We start from the raw sequence: 19,269 nt of genomic DNA, 5'->3' as shown, positions 1-19,269 counted from the left end.
CGCATACCGTCCGGCCACGACACTCTGGCCGTTCTACTCACTCGCTGCCTTGGCCTCTCAGGGGCGTACCCGGCCAGCCCGCCTGGGTGGCACTTTCAGCCTGGCGTTCTGCAAGCAGGTGCATGTACGCGCTCCAGTCTCGTCCCGCCCGCCTCGTCCAGTTCACAGCAGCCGCGACACTCAGGCCTAACAGATCAGAGATCACTGGTGCAGGTAGGTCGGCGGCTAATCCGATGAGGGCCGCGTTGCGCGACTGGCGTACGGACAGCCCGTGAGCGCGCAGACGATTCGCGAGCCCGGTGTAGGTCACGTGGCCGGCGGTGCCACGTCCCGGAAATAGCCACGCGGGCGCGTTTGATTTCGGATCGATCAGTGGCGTCCCCCTGGCGGAGGCAGGCGCGGGCAAACCAGTGAGGAGACGGCCCAGCCTCGGAGGGACTGTGACCGCCGGTGCCCCGCTTGTCACGCGGAAGTCGGTAACCGTGTTCGTCCCGGGCGCCATGATGAGGTTGTCGTGAGTGAGTTCGACAATCCGCTGGAGCGGGATCCCGTAGAGCAGCAGGAGCGCTCCTGCCGCGCGTACGTCGTCGGGCATCGTTGCGTCGGTGAGGCACCGTCGCAGCTCGGTCCACCGCTCGTCCTCGCTCATCAGGATCGCGGGTTCAATCCGCCCGGGGTGCGTCACGGTGAGGCGTCCGACCAGACGGCGCCGCGCTGCCCAGCGGACAAAGTCGCCGGTCGCGGCCCGTTGCGCGTGCGTGGCCTGCCCGAGCCAGAGCTCCAGGTTCGACTGGTCGAGGCCTTCGAGGGTTAGTGAGCGAGATTCAAGCCACTGGAGCAGCGCACCGACCGCGACGATTCGCTGCCAGGCATTGCGGAACTGGGGGTAAGTGAAACGCCCGGTCTCCTCGTACCGTCGCCGTGCCCGGCGCAGGTACCACCAGGACGCGTAGGCGCGCACGATCGAGCGGGTACTCGGCGGGAGATCGGCGGTGAGCTTCTCGGCAATGACGTCCAGACGCGCCACCGGATCGTGGCGCTCAGGGATAATGTCGAGGTCGACCAGGGTGCGCCGCAGGGACCACACCTCACGCTCGTCGAAGGCGTCGAGGGCGTCGTGGCTGATCGTCGTGCCGTGGTCGAGGAGCTCGCGCAGCACGCGTGCGCCGCCTCGAGGGTTGGTCAGCCACCTCATCACCGAACGCGGGCGCCGGCTGCCGCGCAGCGCGGTCGTCAGCGTTCCGATCGAGCTGTCGGGCGGCGCGTCCCCGAAGGCCGCACGTAACTGGTCCCCCAACGCGCAGCGGACGCACAACAGGTTCTTGTAGGGCTCTTCACCGCCACCACATCGCAGGCAGACGTACGAGTACCGGTAGCTGCCAGAGCAGGGCCCGCAGGTTGTCGGGACGAGTAGTTCGTCCTCGGACGGCGCACGGGGGTGCCCGACCAAGACGCGGGTCTTCGAGCAGGAGGCACAGGGGCGCGGCGATGCTCGACCTCGGTGGTAGCAGGTCGCGCAGACGTGCCCCACGGGCCAGCGTGCGGAGTAGACCCGCATCTCGCCGCAGATCGCGCAGCGGACCGGTGCGCGCACGTAGGCCTTGCGAGATGTCGCCATCAGGCGTGGCCGGGCCGGCGGATCCTCGTGCGTCGCACCTCGGGAGCGGGTCCACCCGGTCCTGCCGTGCCAGTCCCCTTGGCGACCTGCTGGTCGACCTCGACAACACGCAGCAGGTCGTTCGGGGTGCACTGCAGGATGTCGCAGAGTGCGGCGAATGTGTCGGTGCTCAACCGCTGCGGGGTGGCCGTAACGAGGCGATACACCTGCTCGCGAGAGAGGTGAACGCCGCGCTCGGCGAGCAGCGGAACGAGGTCCGTGGTGGCGTACAGTCCCCGTTCAGCCATACGGAGGCGCAGATCCCATTCGACGGCCATCTTCTTAATCACGAGTGTTCCTCCTCGGGGTCGTGCCACAGGTCTGGTTGGTGGGAGGTGATCGCCCGTCGAAGCAGGGTGTTGCGGTAGGCGTCGGACACGCCGGTATAGATGGCCGTGGTGGCGGCGTAGGCGTGGCCGACCTGCTCTTGCACGAACCGCTCGGGGTAGTCGAACTCGACCAGGTGCGTGACGTAGGAGTGGCGCAGGCTGTGCAGGTCCAGAGTCGGGTCCAGGCCAGCGGCGTCGCGGGCCCGGGCGAAGGCAGTGTTGATCCCACGCCAGTCGAGCCTGCTACGTCGCTCGGTCATCCACACCGCCGGGTGCTTGCCCGGATCGAAGCGGGGGCGCACCTCGTCGATCCACTGGTTGAGGACGGGCACCACCCAGTCCATCTCCGGCACGAGCATGACCGTCCTGCGCTGAGCTGCTCCCCCTCGCCTGGCCTTGCCCCACCTCACGTACAACGCGCCGAACCGGCCGAACGCCGGAACCTTGGGGTTGCGGCGCAGGTCATGCAGATCGAGGCCCCATGCCTCACGTCGGCGAAGTCCGAAGGCGTAGACCATCTTGAGGATTGCGGCGTCGCGTTGGGCGGCCATGGATCCCTTGCGACGCCTGCTGCGCACCGTGTCGACGAGGTCGTCCGCCGCGTCGAACAGGAGCTGCACCTCGTCATAGGTCAGTGGCCGGCGCCCCGGGGAGCCTTCATATTCACTGGCGTGCACGACGCTGTTCCACTCGTCGAGCACCTGCTGCGGCGCTTCCCCGAATCGCTCCAGGCACACCGCAGCCCACCCATACCGCGGGTCCGTCAGGTACTCCAGGAACATGCGCAGGTGCCCGGTGTAGGACCGTGCCGTCGAGACCTGTCGAGCGCCCTCCTGCCCACTGATGAAAGCCTCGACCTCCGCCGCCGTCCACTGCCACGGGTACAGGTTCGAGAACTCGACCATGCGTCGGACCATCCGAAGCCGATGCCCGATCGTGCTGGCCTTCAGGAAGCGCACCCGCTGTTGGCGCGCCCAACCTTCAAGCATCGCGTCCATCACCGCGGACTCGGGCTGAAGCAAACCCAGCCCGTCGACCAGAACCAGCCGCGCGGCACCGGGCAGCTCGGTCGTTGAGCTCGACTCAGTCACGGTTGCATCTAACACAACATTGAGTCATGGAGGCAAGAGGGCCTTGTCAGCACTCAGTGCGCGCGCCAACGTTCACTCCAGGGATGCGTTTCCGCTGGTCGCCGCAGGTGCAACAAGGTCCATCGGATGCAACTCCGGACGTAAGCGCACGAATCGCAACAGATGACGGTACGAGCTGCCCGACCATGCCGCGTCCGCCGACACCTCCACCACCACCGGATTCACCCGCGTCAGCTCCACGGGCCCGCGCTCCCGCCCGAACCTTCCGAACTCCCCGGCCGGCACGACCGCCGGCCACGGGTGCTCCCCCATCGGGGCACGCAGCACGTCGGCGAGCGCCCGCCGTGCGACTGGGTTCAGAGGTCCGGTGCGGCCCACGATCCGCAGATGCCCGTTGACGGGCAGGCCGGCCACCACCTGCTCGGGAGCAGTCCGGGGGCCGATGACCGCGGCGCAGACCACGTCCACGGTGCTGCGGTGCTTGACCTTCAACCAGTCACGCTGGCCACCGCGATAGGGCTGGTCGGCGCCCTTGACGACCAACCCCTCGACGCCGGCCACGATGTAGGTCTCGAACCACTCACGCGCTTCGTCGACGTCGCTGGTGGTCGGCGAGAGGTTCAGCGGTGGCCGCCAGTGCGCTGCGAGGTCCTCGAGTAGTGCTCGACGCAGCGAGAACGGCATGGCGCGCACGTCGTCCCCGCCGGTTGCCAGGACGTCGAAGACCGCCGCCGAGGCGGGGTGGACACGGGCGTGCTGGGCGGCCTTGCGGGGGCCTCGGCCCATGCGTTCTTGCAGGGAGCCGAAGTCGAGCCGTCCCGCTGTCCAGATCACGATCTCGGCGTCGAGAACCGTGCCGGAAGCCAACTGCTTGGCGGCCGCGGAGATCTCCGGGAAGGCGCTGGTGAGGTCTGTGCCGCGGCGAGACCACAGGCTCACCTGGGCGCCGTCGCGCGCGATCACGCACCTGAAGCCGTCGAATTTGAGCTCGTAGGAACATCCGCCGGGCAAGGCGGTCGGGGCGGGGATCTGCGCGACCGGGCGGGCGAGGACGACGTCGACCGGGAGCCGCAGCCCCGGCGGCAGGCTCATGGTCAGCCCGGGATGTCGCGGGGGGCGTGGTGGAGGCCGATCGCCACAGCCATGACGTGCTCCCTTCGCCGACTCCCTCGGTCACGGTAGGGACGCTGAGCGGGTGCACGCACGCGGACGCGGCACCGTCACCCCACCGCATGCAGCGGGGCAGCGCGATGAGCGGTACGCGAGCGGCGCGCGGACCCCGGGTGGGCGGGGATGAACGCGTCCGTCTGCGGGGTGGGCAGCGTCAGCGTCCACCGCTGCGGGCGACCGCGTGACTGCAGGTCGACGTCGAGCTCGCAGCGTCGGAGATAGCCGGCGCCGGCGTCGACTCCGGACCACCTGGCGGTCGCGTACAGCCGCAGCGCCGCGTGCTCCCATTCGCCCGTGGCCACAATGCCGCTGCCCCGGTCTCGGGCCCGCGCGGTCAGCCGCCGGCGGTCTGCGACGGTCAGGCCGACAGCGGGCCCGGCGACGACGTAGGTGAACCCGTCGAGCAGCGCGGCGAGGACCTCGGGGCCACGGCCGGTGACGTCCGGGATGACGACGAGGCGGTCGATGCCTACGCCCGCATCGACGGCGGCCAGCAGACCGAGGTCCGGCATGCCGACGATGGCGATCCAGTCGTCCTTGTGCTGGGAGGCGGCGAGCAGCGCGAGCAGCAGGCTCGACGAGCCGCCAACGACGGAGGTGGAACCGGTCGGGAGCCGGCCGCCATCCAGGACCGCGGCGAAGGGCTCGGTGAGCTCCTCCTCTCGCGTCTGCTCCCCCGTGACGCCCGCCGCCGACGCGATGTCCTCGTGTCGGCCCCGCACGCTGCGGTGACGCACGCCGGTGCGCAGCTCGGCTGCCGCGAGGGCGGCCCGAGCGACGTCCAACTGAGCGGGCATGGTCACCCCAGCATTATGACCACGGTTCGAACAGGTGTTCTACTCTGGCGGTGAGACAGAGCAAGAAGGCGGGAGGGCACCATGCTCGCTGAACGCGTTCGCGGCCTCGACGCGACGGTCGTGGCCGAACTGACGTCGGCGCCGGTCGCCGTGTCGTGCGGATTCCCCTCCCCTGCCCAGGACTACTACGAGGGTCCGGTGGACCTGTCCTCGATGCTCATCGAGGACAAGGCGGCCACGTTCATCGTGCGCGCCAGCGGGCACTCGATGACCCGGGCCGGGATCAGCGACGGCGACGAGCTGATCGTCGACCGATCGAAGCGACCGCGTCCCGGCGACGTCGTCGTCGCCGTTCTGGACGGCGAGCTCACCGTCAAGCGCCTGGACGTCACCGCAGACGGTGTCGTGCTGCGGGCCGAGAACTCGGCCCACCCGGACCTGGTCGTCGGCGAGCTGGCCGACCTGCAGGTGTGGGGCGTCGTGACGTACTGCATCCACCACCTGCGGTGAGGGGACCTCGAGGACGGAGGGCGGCACGGTGATCGCACATGTCGACGTCAACAGCGCCTACTGCTCGTTCGAGCGCGTCTTCAACCCGGCGTTCGAGGGTGTCCCCTTCGTCGTGCTGAGCAACAACGACGGCATGGTCGTCGCCGCGTCGCGCGAGGCGAAGGCGCTCGGCCTGGACCTCGGCAAGCCGTGGTTCGAACTGCGCCCCCTGGCCGCGCGAATGGGCCTGGTCGCGGTGTCCAGCAACTACGAGCTGTACGGCGACATGAGCCGGCGCGTGATGCAGGTCCTCGAGCGGTACACCCACGACCTGGACGTCTACTCGATCGACGAGGCCTTCCTCGCCGTTGACCGCCGCACGGCCGCCGACCCCGAGGCGATGACCGACCTCGGCCGGCAGGCGAAGGACTCCCTGCGCCGCCTGGTCGGAGTGCCCGTGTGCGTCGGCGTCGCTCCGACCCGCACCCAGGCGAAGCTCGCCAACCGTGCCGCGAAGAAGCTCGACGTCTTCGAGGGCGTCTGCGTGTGGCCCGCGACCCGGCCGGCGTGGCGCGAGCAGCTGATGCGGTCCCTGCCGGTGTCGCAGGTGTGGGGCATCGCGTCACGCCTGGAGAAGCGGCTCGCGGGGTTCGGGATCACCACGATCTGGGACCTCGCCACGGCGAACCCGGCGATGATCCGCCGAGCCTTCAACGTGGTCGTCATGCGCACGGCACTCGAGCTGCGCGGGGTCGCGTGCATCGGGCCCGAGGCGGACCGCACCGGGAAGAAGGACCAGCTGATCGTGTCCCGGTCGTTCTCCCAGAAGATCAGCACCCGGGCCGGGATCCGCCAGGCGCTGTCGATCTACGCCCAACAGGCCGCAGCTCGCCTCGTGCGCCACAACCAGGTCGCCAAGAGCCTCGACGCGTTCGCTGGCACCAGCCCGTGGGCGACCCAGCAGCACTACCCCGCCGTGCGCGTCCAGCTGCCGGCGCCCACGGCTGACCCCGTCGAGCTCACCCGAGCCGCGCACCGTCTCCTGGACCAGATCCCGGACGGCACTCCGTACGCCCGCGCCGGCATCATGCTCACCGACCTGCGCCCCGCCGGTGTGCAGCCAGCCTTCGACCTGTTCGCTATGCGACACGAGACCGCTGGCATCGCCACCCTCGTCGACACCATCCAGAAGAAGGTCGGCCGCGACATGATCGGCCTCGGCTACGGCGGGTTCCGCCCCGGGCCGTCCTGGCAGATGAAGCGCCAGATGCTCACCCCGCGAGCCACGACCCACTGGGACGAGCTCATCACCGTCAAGGCCTGATCCGACGCCGGCGCGTCGCCTGGCTGGGCAGAACTCGTGGGCCTCTACTCGTCGACATCGTCGAGGCCGCGCTCGAGGACGGCCTCGAGCTCGGCGGCACTGGGCAGCGCGGCGCGCGCATCGTCAGGGAGCCCGCGGTAGTCCGCGACGGCGACCGGGACCGAGGTGGAGGCGAGTGCGTACTGCACGCTCGGGCCGCTCTTGCCCGTGCACAGCAGGATCCCGATGGTCGGGGCGTGGATCTCAGGCCGGCGCAGCTCACCGTCGACAGCGGCGACGTACGCGCTCAACTGGCCGAGGTGACTGGGCTCGAACTGGCCGACCTTGAGCTCCACGACGATGTACCGGGGCGCTGGCTCCACGTGGAAGAGGAGCAGGTCAAGGACGTACTCGGTGCCGTCGCCGAGCGGGAGCCGGAACTGGCGACCGACCAGCGCCATGCCGCGGCCGAACTCAAGCAGGGTGTCCTGCAGGCGGTCCATCAGCGCCTGCTCGACGTCGCGTTCACGCTTGGAGGCGGCGTAGGCGAGGTGCTCGAAGACGTAGGGGTCCTTCACCAGCTGCTGCGCAAGGTCGGAGTCCGGGCCCGCGAGCGCCGCGCTGAAGTTCGACGGCGCCGCACCGAGGCTGGCACGGAGATCCATCTTGACGTGGTGCTCGAGGACACCGCGCGACCACCCGTCGACGGCGGCGCGCTCGGCGTACCAGTCGCGCTGGTCGCGCGCGTCGAGGCGGTCGAGCAGCACACGGACGTGGCCCCACGGAAGTCGTCCCACAGCCTGTGGGACATTCTCGGGCCAGGATTCCGCGAACGCGCGCATGTACATCAGGTTGGACCGGGACCAGCCGCTCTGGTCCGGGAACTCGCGCTTGAGGTCCGCGGCGAGGCGGGTCACGATCTTCGCTCCCCAGCCCGCCTCCTGCTGGCGTTCGAGGATGTCGCGCCCGATCGACCAATACAGGCCCAGCAGCTCGGTGTTCGCCGCGCGGACCGCGCGCAGCTGCGTGGCACGCACGCGGGCCTTGAGGTCGGCCAGCAGGTCGGCGTACCCGGCCGGTTCCAGGGCTGCGTCGTCGGTGGCCATGCCCGAAGTTTGCCCGGGGGCTCTGACACCCAGCGTCCCGGCGCGCGGTGTCAGCTGCCCCGCGCGATGGCGCCGAACTCGTCCGGGGGGATGTCCATGCCGTCGGGCAGCACGATCGCGAGCGGCGTGGGGGTCAGGTCCTCCCGGTCGTCCGGGAAGTCGCTCACCGAGTAGACACGGTAGGGCGACCGGTCGACGCCGCGGATGGTCACCGGCATGTTGGCCGCGGTGCCCGCCGCGAGCGCCGCGGCCACGGTGTCGGCGTCGACGGCGTGCGCGCGGGGGTGGAAGATCCGCACCGCGTACGCGAGCGGCTGGCCGTCGACGAGGTAGTGGAGCTTGGACTCGACGGCGATCATGCTCGCCTCGTCCTTGAGGAAGGTGGTGAACGGCTCGCCCCCGACGCCGCTGAGGGTGACGTCGAGTCCACCGAGGTCGCTGTCGATGATCACGTTGCCCTCGGCCAGCAGGCGCGCCTTACGGATTTCGGCTCGCTGCGCCAGCGTCATCTGCTCGGGCACGCGCAGGGTGATGTCGAAGTGCTTGGACAGGACGCGGAGATCGTCGATCAGCTGCCGGTCGTACGCGCTGATCAGGTGGCGGCGATGCTCGTCGGTGTCGCCGTTGGTGCCCATCTGGGCGAACATCTTCCCCGCGCGCCACAGCTCGAGGATGACCTTGGAGCCGGACTCGAGGTGGTCGATGAGCTGGACTGCGCGTGCCGCCTGGATCGCGTCGCCGCGATGTAGCCGGCTCGCGGAGACGGTGAGGTCGACCGGGACGTTCTCGGTGGGCTTCCTGTGGTCGGGGTTCGAGGTGTCCAGGATCGTGATGGTCAGGTCCAGGCCGCACTCGAGCGCGGCCAGGATGCGTCTCCCGCGCTGGCCGGCGTGCCCGTCCATAGTGCCGCGCACGATCTGCAGGATGTTCCCGCTCGGGGTGGTCACACGCAGGTCGACCTGTCCGCGCACGAGCGGCGGCGGCCGCAGGTGCACGTTGACGTCGGTGAATTCCTTGTCGAACCACTCCGCACCGGTCAGCTCAACCTTGGCGATCTCGTCGGCGCCCAGGTCAACGGGGGTGCCGAATGCGCGTGCGTCCTCGTAGCGGCGCCGGGCTTCCTCGCCGACCGGACCGGGCACGAAGCTGATCCGGCTCGCCAGCGGTTCTTCTTCCATCGCACGCGGGTGGCGCGCGCTCACCCGGGTCGCCACGCCGTCCGGCCCGGTCGTGACCTGCAGGTCCCAGTGCAAGCTCCGGGCGGCCAGGCTCTCGCCCATGCTGGTGGCGTACTCGTCGATGTCCGCGGCAGTGGTCAGCCCCTGGCGCTCAAGCCCGGCGATGCGCAGGTCGTCCATGCGCTGGTCGTGGGTGAAGTGCTTCCACACGCGAGGGTGCTCCGCCAGGGCCAGGTCCAGGCGGGCCTGGCCGATGGTCGTGCCAATCTCGACGACGGCCGGCTTGCCAGCCAGGGAGCGCACGAAGTCGCGCTCCTTGGGGGTCAGGTTGCACGGGACGACGAGCACCCACCTGCGCGGGTTGTGTTTCATCGCGGCCTTGAACGACTTGGTGATCTGCTGTCGGCGGGGACGGAACCCGCCGGAGAACCCCTCGGGGAAGTACTTGAGCTGGTAAATCGTGTCGATCGTGCCGTCGGGCAGGGTCAGGTCGAGGTCGATGCCGCCGTCTCCGCCGCGACCGTCCACAGGTTCAAGGACACCTGGACCGCCGCTGCAGATCTCGGTCAGCAGGGCGTTGACGATCCGGTCGAACAAGGGCTGCCCGCAGGTCTTCCACGGGAACAGATCGTCGCCAGCCCTACGCATGCGCGCCAGCGTACGGACCTCCACCGACGGGTGCCGCCCGCCCACATGCCCGCCCCTTGCGACTTCACCCCGCAAGGCCACATCGCACCACCGTCGGCGCAGGGCTCCCCGGGCGCCGTCTAGAGTCTCGCCGTGAAGGTGACCGTGACCTACGAGACGATCCCGCCGGACAACTCCGGCACCCACGAACTCGACCTGCGCGAGGCGAGCGCCGAGGCCGACACCTACGAGGAGGCCTACGCCGAGCTGCGCGGTCAGACTCGTGAGGGCGAGCGGATCATCACCGTGCGCGTCGTCCCTTCCTAGGAGCACCCGGCGAGAACAACGAGGGGCGAGGCGCGGTGTGCACCTCGCCCCTCGTGTTGCTCGCGTCACTGGGTGATGACCTGGGACTCCCCGATCCGGATCGTCGTCTGCTCGTCGAAGTCCAGCGGGATCGCGCCAGTCTCGCCGATGCCGTTCCACTCGACGGTCCAGTACGACGTCGCGGTCACGGCGTACTCGCCCTGCCGGGTGAACGTGTGGCCGCAGTCGGGCGACTTCTTGGTGTCGTACTCGTCCGCGTACGGGGTGCCCGGGCCGGTGCAGGTGACGCTGCTGCCATCGCCCATGTTCCAGACGATCTTGTCGACCTTGGCCCTGGCGGTCACGGTGTATCCGCCAGCGGACGCCGTTCGCGTGATCGGCCCCATGGTCGTCCCACCGGGGTTCTCGGCCCACATCCACGTCGGCAGTCCCACCAACCCCATGCTGCCGGCGGTGTCCTCGGGGATGATGCCGATGTCGATCGCGTGCAGGCCCATCGACGCGACTGCCTCGCGAGCGAGATCCTCCGGGTCCGGGGGCGGCGGGGCGTCCGGTGCCGACGCCGCCCAGAAGAGGATCTGCTGCGTGGGGCCACCACCGAGCTGTCCGCCACTTCCACCGGTGATCGAGTCGTTGCAGACGTGAATCGCGCCGTCCTTGTGGCCCTTCCATACGGGGTTCGACTTCGGGGGCTGGGGGTCGGCCAGCCCGACGTAGATGCACGAGCGGCCGTCGACAGTCACGGCGACGGGGTTGCCTCCACCGCCACCACCGGACCCACCACCATCGCCACCACCATCGCCGCCACCAGACCCGCCGCCGTCGCCGTTCCCATCGCCCGACCCATCGTCGGTAGCCCAGATCAGGCAGATGCCGGTGCGGTCATCGTGCTTCTTGCACACCGGGCCTGCCGCGTCGGCGGGAGCTGCGACCAACGCGAGAGGGACGATGAGCGCCGCGAGCGCGGCGAGCCGTCTCAGCATTTGCCGTCCTCCTGCTCTGTGTAGTCAACCTTCCAACCGTCCGTGTCCGGGTAGTCGTAGTTGACGACGCCTACCCGCTGGACTCCCTTGTCGGGACGGTCAGCCGGCACGACCGACTTGCCGTCCTTGTCGACGACGTTGAGGTCGCTGACGTCGTAGCAGACCCGGAACTCGACGTACGGCAACTCGGGCGGGTTGGCCTTGGGCTTGTTGGTCAGATCGACCTTCGTGGCCTTGACCTCCACGATCTCTGTCGTTCCGATCTGCGTGAGCTCCTGGTCGCGCGATGCGGCAAGGAGGTTCTGGAGGTCGGCGAGCGCCGTCGTGCTCGCGACGTCCTTCAGGTCCTCCTGCTTGAACCCCTCAGGGTCCTGGAGCGCCGCGTCAGACGTCTCGTAGTAGTCGCGGACGGCCTGTTCGGCGAGCTCGGTCGCCTGCTCCTCCGGGGTCTTCGACTCCGACGGCGAGGGCGACGGGGACGGCGAGGTCGTGGCCGTCGGTGACGTCGCGTCGGTCGGTGTGGCATCGCCCCCAGGAGCGCCCTGCTGGCACGCGCCCAGGACGACGCTCATCCCGAGGACCGCGAGCGCGGTGGGGATGGTGCGGCGGGTGGTGCGGGTCATGGTGGGGGTCCTTCCCTAGAGGGCGGTGGCCATCAGGCGGTCGAAGTCGATGCCGGGGTTCTTGAGGGCAGCGAGGAGTTGTTCGGTCTCGGGCTCGAGGTCGCACTCAAGTTGTTCGGTCACGGTCAGGAGCCGGTTGATTGCTTCGGCTTCGGCCTCGGCGTTGTGGCTCTCGTGCGCTGCGAGGATACGCAGGCGCCACAGGTTCTCCTGGGCGGGTTCGATGCTGAGGCCGACGACGACGGCTTGCTCTGCGGCGCGCCAGCGGCCGTCCATGAGGCGGCGGCGGGCGAGCTCGTAGGACGCGTCGACGATCTCCGCGATGAGGCGGCGCTTGATCGGCTCGGCCCAGGCGTACCGGCGGCGGTGGGTGCCCTGGAAGGGCATGCCGCGCACGAGGTGAAGCGCGTTCTCGAGGTTCTCGGTAGGCGCGTTGATGGGGTCCTGGACGATGAGGGTGTCCCACTGTGCGGCGTCGGTGGTGACGTCGGGGTGGAAGGCGTAGCCCTCGCCGGCCTGGTGCGGCGGGAGGTAGTCCTGCCCGTCGGGCGTCTTGCCGACCCAGCGGCGCAGCTTCGAGGTCGCGGTGTTCCTCGTGTTGAGGTTGTCCTCGGTGCGCCGGTCGGGCCAGATCGCGTCGTCGATCGCGGTGTGCGTGGCGCCGGGGTGCAGGGCGAGGTAGGTCGCGTACTCCAGGAGGCGGGCCCGCTTCGAGGGCTCGACCTTCCCGCCCGGGTTCAGGAGGTCCACGGGGCCTAGGACGACCACGCGGGGCGTCTCGTCCTCGTCTGCGGGCTCGTCGTCGGGCTCGGTCGCTGCGGCGGGCTCGTCGACGCCCTCGGCGGTCTCGGCGGGCGCGAGCTCCACGACATCAGCCGCAGCCTCCTCCCCCGCCTCTACGGCGGCGTCAGAGGCCACCGCGACGGCCGGGGCGCCCGGCGACGTCTCCGGCTCCGTGACGGCGACGACGGCGACCGTCTCACCCTCCGCGGCGCTCGCGGCAGCATGCTCGTCCTCGTCGGCCTGGTCGACGTCGTCGACATCGGCAGGCGCGTGCAGGACGTCGTCCTGCAGGTCCGGGATCGCGGACACGGAGCCCACGGCGCGCTCGTCGGCAGGGTCATCGACGGGAACGACCGACTCGACCTCGGCGAGGCTCGGGTCACGCACCGGCTCGCCCTCGAGCTCCTCGACGTCCGTCATCGCCGCGAGCTCGAGCAGGTGGCCGTACTGCTCGGACGGGAGCCGCTGAGGTCGCAGCTCGAGCCCGATCGGCGCGAGCGTCGCGACGTCGCCACCGGTGCTGGAGTCGGCCAGATCCAGCCCCCAGGAGGTGATGTGCTCACCGCTGGTGACCGCGGCCAGAGCGACGCGAGGCAGCTCGTCGATGAACCCCGCGAGCTCGTTGCGCTGCTTGTCCGTGATGTTGCCGCCGAGCAGCACGATCTCCGGCGTCCAGGCATCCGGCACAGTGCCGGCAGCGCGGGCCGCGTTCAAGTCCCCCACACCGGCCTCAGCGAGCGCCGCGCGGTCGTCGGCGGCGCGGGTGGCGAGGTGGTCGACGAGGCGGCCGATGGTGGGCAGGTAGCGGATGCGTCCGGTCTGGAGGGTGTCCTCGAGTTCGGGGAAGGCGCCGACAAGGGTGACCTGGAGGTCGTCGGCCCAGGTCGACAGGGCGAGTTCGATCGCCAGGGCGGCGAGGATCTCGCGGGTGTGCTGGTCGTCGCCGGTGATGGCGAGGGCGCCGAGGTGTTCGAGGTTGAGGAAGACGTGTCCGTCCTCCTCGTCGTGCCCGATGGTCACGAGCGCGGGGTACGGGGCGGGCGTGGCCTCCGCGACGTCGGGGGCGGTCTGCGGCGTGTGGTCGGTGTCGAGGCGCCAGACGGTCTGGTCGTCGGTGCCGATCCACGGGGCCGGCAGGGTGGTGGGCTCGGCGAGGTACAGGTCGAACTGGGTGGCGGTGAGGCGCGCGGCGCGCACGTCGGGCAGCGCGGTGCCCTCGGTGGTGCAGTGGCGGGCCAGGGCGCGCAGGGCGGTGTCGACGGTCTCGATGGACAGGCTGTCGGCGGTCGTGCGCAGCTCGGACTCGGTCTCGACGAGCTCGAGGCTGTGGGTGGGCATGCGCTGGCCGGGCTGGCGGCGGCGCTGCTGGTTACGGCGGCGGGCGATGACGAGTCCGAGGACGCCGGCAGCGAGGATCGCGCCGACGCCGTAGCTGGTGCGCGCGATCCACTGGTCAGCGTCGGCGTCCGCCGAGTCGGCCGTTTCCGTCGCGTCGGTGGTATCGGCGACCTCGACCGGGGCGGGCGCCTGCTCGGCGCGCTCCTGCGCCGCCTCAGCGACCGCCTGGGCGCGCGCGTCCTCGGCCTGTGCCTGCGCGGCGCTCTCGGCATCGTCCGCGGCCTGGCCTACGGCGCTCGCGGCTTCCGCGAGTTCGCCGGCGGCCTGCGCGACGGCGTCCGTGCGCTCCTGGGCAGCGGTGGTCGTGTCTTCGCCCGCGTGAGCGTCCTTCGCCTTCGTCGGCGCGCTCGTCTCGTCGGTCGTGCCCTTCGACGGCGCGGCCTGGCCGGGGATCTGGACGGTCCAGCCGACGTCGATGACGTCGGGGTCGCTCAGGTGCGCGCCGCCGGGCTGTTCGATGTCGCGCGAGGCGTCGACGATCTCGGGGTAGCGGTCGGCGGCGCCGAGCTCGGCCTTCGCGATCGAGGACAGCGTGTCGCCGCGCTCGACCGTGACCTTCTTGCCCGCGCCCGCCTCGTCCTTGCCCGAGCCCTGGTCGGTGCCCTTGCCCGCCTTCGGGGCGGGGATCTGCAGCTCCCAACCGGCCTTGATGAACGACGCCTTGCCGTCCAGCACGGTGGGGTTGAGGTGGACGATCTCCTTGTACCTGTGCCCGTCGCCGAGGTGCGCCTCCGCGATGCCCCACAGGGAGTCCCCCTGCTGCACCATGTATGTGACCGTCTTCGGCGCCGACGTCGTCGCAGCGTCCTCGCTGGTGCGGGTGCGCTCGTCGGCGCTCGTAGCGGCCGTGTGTTCGTGCGCGTCGTCCGCCGCGGTGGCTGCGGCGGCCGGCTGGGCGATCGTCTGGACCGCGATCGGCTCGGCGGCGTGTGCGGGACCGGCGGACGCGGGGGCGGCGTTCGCGACGTTCGCGGCGGGGATGGCGACGAACAGCATCACGGCCGCGCCAACCAGCCCGCGGGCGGCGGCCTGCGGGGCCCTCAGGCCCGGCATGGGCGGGGCGCGCACCCCGCGCAGCTTCGCGCCGATCTCCACCAGCAGCGACAGCGTCAGCAGCGCCCACGCCAGCCAGGCCACGAGCTTGATCGCCGCGACGGCGAGGCTCCCGTCGTCCGGGCTCGTCAGCGCCGTCGTGACGTCGCTCCAGGACGGCACACCAGCCTCGAACGGGTTGGCGCCCACCGCGAACAGCACGACCGGGAGGCCGACGATGATCACGAGGATCCCGACGACGGCCACCAGGCCCACAAGTCGACGTCGAAGTGTGGTCACTGCTCGACTCCCCCCATCACGCGCGTCAGACGCGCCTCGGCCTCTCCCGTCGCTGGAAGCGACCCAACCCCAACGATCGACAGGATCTTCGTGTCGTACCGGTCGTTCACAGTCACCACCAGCCGCGTCCCGTTCACGACGTTCACAGTGCCTCGCACGCCAGCTGCGGCCAGGTAGTCCTGCGCCGCGTTGCGGGCAGCCACCGGGTCGGCCGACACCCCGTGACCACGCATTGCCCGCGACCCGACGATCTCCTGGCCACCGGCGCGCGCGGCCTGCGCGGCGACGTCGCGCGCCCGCTGCAGGGTGTGCACCTGGCCGTTGAAGTCGACGGCGATGCCGACGAACAGCATCATCGCCAGTGCGGTGATCGCGACCCAGGTCGAGACCGATCCGCGCTCGGGGTCATCGTTCAGGCGCTCTCCTGCGCGCTGCCAGATCTTCATGTCAGCGCTCCCTGTAGGTGTCGAGGGGGCTCGAGGCGTGCCCGGTGATCGTCTTGCTCGAGGGGACGCCCGGGATCGAGACGCCGGCGAGGTTCACCACGCATGTGACGTCTGCTGTCACCGTGGCCCGTGTCCCGGCGGGGGCGGCGAACCCGCTGGTGTCGACGCGGACGCTCTGACGCAGGCACTTCACGTCCTGGTTGGCCAGGCTCGCGCTCGCACCAGACTCGGCGCGCGAAATCGCCTCCGGCTGGGTACGTGCGATCGACGCCGACCGAGCCGCCTCAGCAGCCGCCGAGTCCACGGCGAGGTTCGCCAGCGCCAGGCGGGTGCCCAGCGCGAGCGCGCCGAGGAACAGCAGCAGGACGGGGATCAGGATCGTCAGCTCCACCGACGCCGACCCGCGCTCACGATCGACACGGCGCATCATCCAGTCACCCGCTCGATCGGCATCGACGCCGACTGGACGATCCGCGGCTTCCAGAACGGGACCACGCTCTTGGTCCGGACCGTGACCGTCATCGTCGCCTCCTCGGCGTTCCTGGCACCTGTCACGCCCGACGCCGGCGAGCCGAGCGACGACACGGCGACGAAGCTGCGCGCGGCCGCCACGCCCTCGCTCACGGACCCCGACTCCCCCGCCGCGATACGCGCGCCCTCCTGGGCAGCGGCGATCGCGGTGGCCTTGCCCTGGCTGATCAGCGCGCCCTGCATCAGCCCGAAGAACAGCAGGAGCACGACCGGGAGGATCACCGTCAGCTCGACGGTCGCTGAGCCACGCTCGCGCGAGTCCGCGCGAGCGTGGCGAGGGCCGGGGCGGCGTCGCATGGGTCGGCGCACCTCAGAAGATCGAGTTGACGCGATCCATGACACCCGTGCGGACGATGGCGAGCACCGCCACAGCGATGAGCACGATCGCGCCGAGCACCACGACCAGCTCGACCGTGTACGACCCCCGCTCGGGGTCGTCGGTCTCCAGGCGCTTGCGGACCGTGTCCTTCATGTTCAGGCCCAGCAGGTGAGCCGTGGCGATCATCTTGTGGAGCATGTTCTTCCTCTTCCAGATGGCCGGTTCCTGTTGTTACTAACGGAATGTGCCGGCAGGGGGGTGATTGTGACGGGTACGGAGTCGATTTTCTTCAACAACTGTCGATCGCGCGGTCAGAGACCACCTGCGAGGTTGATCAGGCTGGGGGTGACCATGATGATCGCGAACATCACGGCCAGCAGCGCGCCGGGCACGCTCAGTCGCTCGCTCGCCGAGTTCGCCTTGGACAGCTCCGCGTTGAGCGCGGCCGAGCGCATTCCTTCCGAGCGCGCTCGCAGCTGCGTGTACACCTGCGACCCCTCCTTGCTGAGCCGCATGATGTCGGCGAGCTCGGTGAGCTCCGGCAGGCCGAGCTCGTCGGCGAGCGCGTTGAGCGCGTCCCAGGGCGCCTTGCCGTTCCAGCGGGAGCGAGCGAGCTCCTCGCTGAGTCGGCGGAACACCCAGCTGTCGCCGACCTCGGCCGCGAGCTCCATCGCCTGGCGTGCGCCGGCGCCTCCGAGCCGCTCGAGCGCGACGAGGTCGGTGTAGGTGCCGAGCGCGTCGGTGAACTCCCTGCGGGCCTTCTTTGCATCGTCGCGAACGTTGAGGTCGGGCAGGAAGAACAGCGCGGCCGCGAGGATGAGGGATCCGATCAGCGGGAACGCGAACGGGATGTCCACCCCACCGACGATCAGCAGGTACCCCAGCACGGAGGGGAACGCGAGCCCGACGAGCGCGAAGATGACCTTCTCGCCGTAGTAGCGGTGGACGGGGATCTGCAGCAGTGCGAGCTCCTTGGTGGGGGTTCTGCCCCACCAGCTGGACGGGAGTCGCTTCAGGGCCCAGACGCCGAGACGTTCGGTCGTGCTGGCGTCGTGGGTGTTGAACGCTGCGGCCTCGGCATGGGCCTTGGCGCCCTCGGGCGAGTTGCGGTGCACGACATCTGCCAGGTCGGGCCGGGTGGGCATCAGGCGCCAGACCAGCAGGACGACGCCGACGCCGAGGAGCGCGCCGCCCAGGATGGCGATCTGCAGACCGGTGGTCATCGGTTCGTCCCTCCTCGTACGTCCGCTCCCAGGAATCGGGGCGGCTTGTCTCCCCTGGTCATCACCCGCATCCAGATCAGGAGCCCGGCGTAGCCGGTCAGGTAGACGACCAGGATGATCTGGCCCAAGGCGGTGCCGTACGGGGCCATGAAGTCTCCGGTCATGGTCAGCACGACCAGGGCACCGACCATCAGGAGGGTGACCACGCGCGCCGTGGTGCGGGGCTTGGCGCGGTCTGCCTCGATTGCTCGTGCGTCGCGCACCTCCGCCGCAACAGACTCGGCGAGCGTGGTGAGGACCGACGCGAGGCCCTGGCCGCGGCGGCGGGCGCCGAGGATCAGGTAGGAGGCGACGGTGTCGCTGACCTTGTCGTCGAGGTCGTCGGCGAACGCGCGCAGCGCCTCCTCGGTGCTCACCCGTGCGCGCAGCCGCGCGACGAGGCGGGTGACCTCGGGACGGATGAGCTTCGGGGTCGAGCGCAGGGTGGCGCGGATGGCCTCCTCGAGACCGACGCCGACCGTGAGTACGCCCGCCAACCCGCGAGTCCATTCCTCGATGGCGTCGAGCTTCTTGATCCGCTCGGTCCCCGGGGCGGGCCCCAGGAGCGCGGGGACACCGGCCACCAGGACGGGCCCGACGGGGATCGCGATGATCCACCCGCTGACGAGGTAGGCGACCAGCCCAACACCGAGACCCACCAGCAGCAGGAGGCGAGTCCGGGGCGTGACCTTGCCCCAGCGAGTGCCGAGGGAGGAACGCGAGCGGGCGGTAGAACCGGTGGGCTCTCGGCGGCGGGCGCCGAGGATGACGCCGAGAATCCCCGCGGCGACGAGGGCGCCACTGAGTGCCGGGATCATCGTGGGCATCACGCCACCCCCTGGGTGGAGGCGAGGAACCCGTCGTAGTCGAAGCCGTACTCCTCGAGCTCGCCCGCGAGGTCCTCAGGGATGATCGCCGGCAGGGCCGGGCCTCCGGCAGGGTTCGGCGTGAAGATGTTCGTCGAGGCGTACCCCTTGACCTCCTCGCCCGGCGTGATGTGCACGATCTCGGAGACCCAGCGCTGCCGACGCCACTTCTCGTCGCCGAGCTTGGTCGTCTTCAGGTGCACCTGCACGACCAGGTCGATCGTCTCGGCAAGCTTGGAGGTAGCCAGGTCGCGCGTGACGTGGGGGCCGGCCTCCATGGCGCAGGTGACCAGCTTGCGGATCGCCGCGTCGCCGTTCGCCGCGTGCGTGGTGGAGATGGATCCGGTACCCGACTCCATCGCCTTGATCATGGCCCACACCTCCTTGCCCCGAACCTCGCCGACGATCTGGCGGCTGAGGTTGAACCGGAACGAGTCGTAGAGGGCCTCGTCGAGCGTGTACTGGCCTGCCTGGGACCCGTCGGCGGCGACCTCCCCGGAGCCCGGGCGCGCCTCCCACGCGGTCACGATCGGGTGGAGCTCGGGCAGCTCGTGCAGGTGCAGTTCGAACTCTGTCTCGAAGGTGCCGATCTTCTCGTGGGACTCGAACTCCGAGCACAGCGCGCGAACCATGGTCGTCTTGCCGGCGCCCA

The 19,269-nt window shown here is 70.1% G+C and carries 20 protein-coding genes; 3 read left to right on the top strand and 17 right to left on the bottom strand.

All coding sequences use genetic code 11. From position 1 onward, the window contains the following. Positions 1-37 precede the first annotated feature (37 nt). The 5 genes from ACFQ80_RS05770 to ACFQ80_RS05750 form a co-directional block, all read right to left on the bottom strand. On the bottom strand, positions 38-1,159 hold the full coding sequence (locus tag ACFQ80_RS05770) for a hypothetical protein (RefSeq protein WP_430562915.1): 1,122 nt from the start codon (positions 1,157-1,159) through the stop codon (positions 38-40). A gap of 458 nt (positions 1,160-1,617) precedes the next feature. Continuing rightward, positions 1,618-1,947: a helix-turn-helix domain-containing protein gene (locus ACFQ80_RS05765; protein ID WP_430562914.1), complete on the bottom strand. Its 330-nt coding sequence runs from the start codon at positions 1,945-1,947 to the stop codon at positions 1,618-1,620. Beyond that, positions 1,944-3,077 (bottom strand): tyrosine-type recombinase/integrase, encoded by a 1,134-nt coding sequence (locus tag ACFQ80_RS05760; protein WP_430562913.1) that lies wholly within the window; start codon positions 3,075-3,077, stop codon positions 1,944-1,946. Before ACFQ80_RS05760 ends, ACFQ80_RS05765 begins: the two co-directional genes overlap by 4 nt. 72 nt (positions 3,078-3,149) lie before the next feature. Further along, entirely contained in the window at positions 3,150-4,169 is a 1,020-nt protein-coding gene (locus ACFQ80_RS05755) for an ATP-dependent DNA ligase (RefSeq protein ID WP_430562912.1), read from the bottom strand. A gap of 128 nt (positions 4,170-4,297) precedes the next feature. After that, positions 4,298-5,050, bottom strand: coding sequence for a hypothetical protein (locus ACFQ80_RS05750; protein ID WP_430562911.1), 753 nt, complete (start codon positions 5,048-5,050; stop codon positions 4,298-4,300). A gap of 75 nt (positions 5,051-5,125) precedes the next feature. Here ACFQ80_RS05750 and ACFQ80_RS05745 point away from each other — a divergent pair, with 75 nt between their 5' ends. Beyond that, positions 5,126-5,554 (top strand): LexA family protein, encoded by a 429-nt coding sequence (locus tag ACFQ80_RS05745; protein ID WP_430562910.1) that lies wholly within the window; start codon positions 5,126-5,128, stop codon positions 5,552-5,554. Between the two features lie 28 nt (positions 5,555-5,582). Beyond that, positions 5,583-6,857, top strand: a complete 1,275-nt coding sequence (locus ACFQ80_RS05740) for a Y-family DNA polymerase (RefSeq protein WP_430562909.1) — start codon at positions 5,583-5,585, stop codon at positions 6,855-6,857. A 44-nt stretch (positions 6,858-6,901) separates the two neighbouring features. Here ACFQ80_RS05740 and ACFQ80_RS05735 read toward each other — a convergent pair whose 3' ends face one another. Beyond that, a complete protein-coding gene (locus ACFQ80_RS05735; RefSeq protein ID WP_430562908.1) occupies positions 6,902-7,942 on the bottom strand; it encodes a YhcG family protein in 1,041 nt (346 codons plus the stop codon). Between the two features lie 50 nt (positions 7,943-7,992). After that, complete coding sequence (locus ACFQ80_RS05730; RefSeq protein WP_430562907.1) at positions 7,993-9,813, bottom strand: hypothetical protein; 1,821 nt, start codon at positions 9,811-9,813, stop codon at positions 7,993-7,995. An 87-nt stretch (positions 9,814-9,900) separates the two neighbouring features. Here ACFQ80_RS05730 and ACFQ80_RS05725 point away from each other — a divergent pair, with 87 nt between their 5' ends. Beyond that, on the top strand, positions 9,901-10,074 hold the full coding sequence (locus tag ACFQ80_RS05725) for a hypothetical protein (RefSeq protein WP_430562906.1): 174 nt from the start codon (positions 9,901-9,903) through the stop codon (positions 10,072-10,074). Between the two features lie 65 nt (positions 10,075-10,139). On the opposite strand, the gene ACFQ80_RS05720 is transcribed toward ACFQ80_RS05725, so the two are convergent. The 10 genes from ACFQ80_RS05720 to ACFQ80_RS05675 all read right to left on the bottom strand — a co-directional run. Beyond that, positions 10,140-11,057, bottom strand: a complete 918-nt coding sequence (locus tag ACFQ80_RS05720; RefSeq protein ID WP_430562905.1) for a hypothetical protein — start codon at positions 11,055-11,057, stop codon at positions 10,140-10,142. Then, positions 11,051-11,680 (bottom strand): hypothetical protein, encoded by a 630-nt coding sequence (locus tag ACFQ80_RS05715; RefSeq protein ID WP_430562904.1) that lies wholly within the window; start codon positions 11,678-11,680, stop codon positions 11,051-11,053. The genes ACFQ80_RS05720 and ACFQ80_RS05715 overlap by 7 nt, the downstream gene beginning before the upstream one ends. Before the next feature lie 15 nt (positions 11,681-11,695). Further along, on the bottom strand, positions 11,696-15,193 hold the full coding sequence (locus tag ACFQ80_RS05710; protein WP_430562903.1) for a LysM peptidoglycan-binding domain-containing protein: 3,498 nt from the start codon (positions 15,191-15,193) through the stop codon (positions 11,696-11,698). Beyond that, entirely contained in the window at positions 15,190-15,639 is a 450-nt protein-coding gene (locus ACFQ80_RS05705; protein WP_430562902.1) for a pilus assembly protein TadG-related protein, read from the bottom strand. Before ACFQ80_RS05705 ends, ACFQ80_RS05710 begins: the two co-directional genes overlap by 4 nt. 1 nt (position 15,640) lies before the next feature. Then, complete coding sequence (locus tag ACFQ80_RS05700; protein WP_430562901.1) at positions 15,641-16,030, bottom strand: TadE/TadG family type IV pilus assembly protein; 390 nt, start codon at positions 16,028-16,030, stop codon at positions 15,641-15,643. 35 nt (positions 16,031-16,065) lie between these two features. Beyond that, entirely contained in the window at positions 16,066-16,467 is a 402-nt protein-coding gene (locus tag ACFQ80_RS05695; RefSeq protein WP_430562900.1) for a TadE/TadG family type IV pilus assembly protein, read from the bottom strand. Positions 16,468-16,480: 13 nt separating this feature from the next. Next, complete coding sequence (locus ACFQ80_RS05690; RefSeq protein WP_430562899.1) at positions 16,481-16,675, bottom strand: hypothetical protein; 195 nt, start codon at positions 16,673-16,675, stop codon at positions 16,481-16,483. Positions 16,676-16,800: 125 nt separating this feature from the next. Continuing rightward, positions 16,801-17,712 carry a hypothetical protein gene (locus tag ACFQ80_RS05685; protein ID WP_430562898.1) on the bottom strand — a complete coding sequence of 304 codons (912 nt, stop codon included), beginning with the start codon at positions 17,710-17,712 and terminating at the stop codon, positions 16,801-16,803. After that, positions 17,709-18,578: a type II secretion system F family protein gene (locus ACFQ80_RS05680; RefSeq protein WP_430562897.1), complete on the bottom strand. Its 870-nt coding sequence runs from the start codon at positions 18,576-18,578 to the stop codon at positions 17,709-17,711. The genes ACFQ80_RS05685 and ACFQ80_RS05680 overlap by 4 nt, the downstream gene beginning before the upstream one ends. Continuing rightward, positions 18,578-19,269: ATPase, T2SS/T4P/T4SS family (locus tag ACFQ80_RS05675; RefSeq protein WP_430562896.1), on the bottom strand; the 692-nt coding region annotated here is incomplete at its 5' end. The genes ACFQ80_RS05675 and ACFQ80_RS05680, both read right to left, overlap by 1 nt.

It is taken from the genome of Isoptericola sp. NPDC056578 (genome assembly GCF_042793275.1).
GTDB lineage: Bacteria > Actinomycetota > Actinomycetes > Actinomycetales > Cellulomonadaceae > Isoptericola.
Note: the sequence above shows the minus strand (reverse complement) of the source record. Positions and strands in the feature narration are given on the sequence as shown.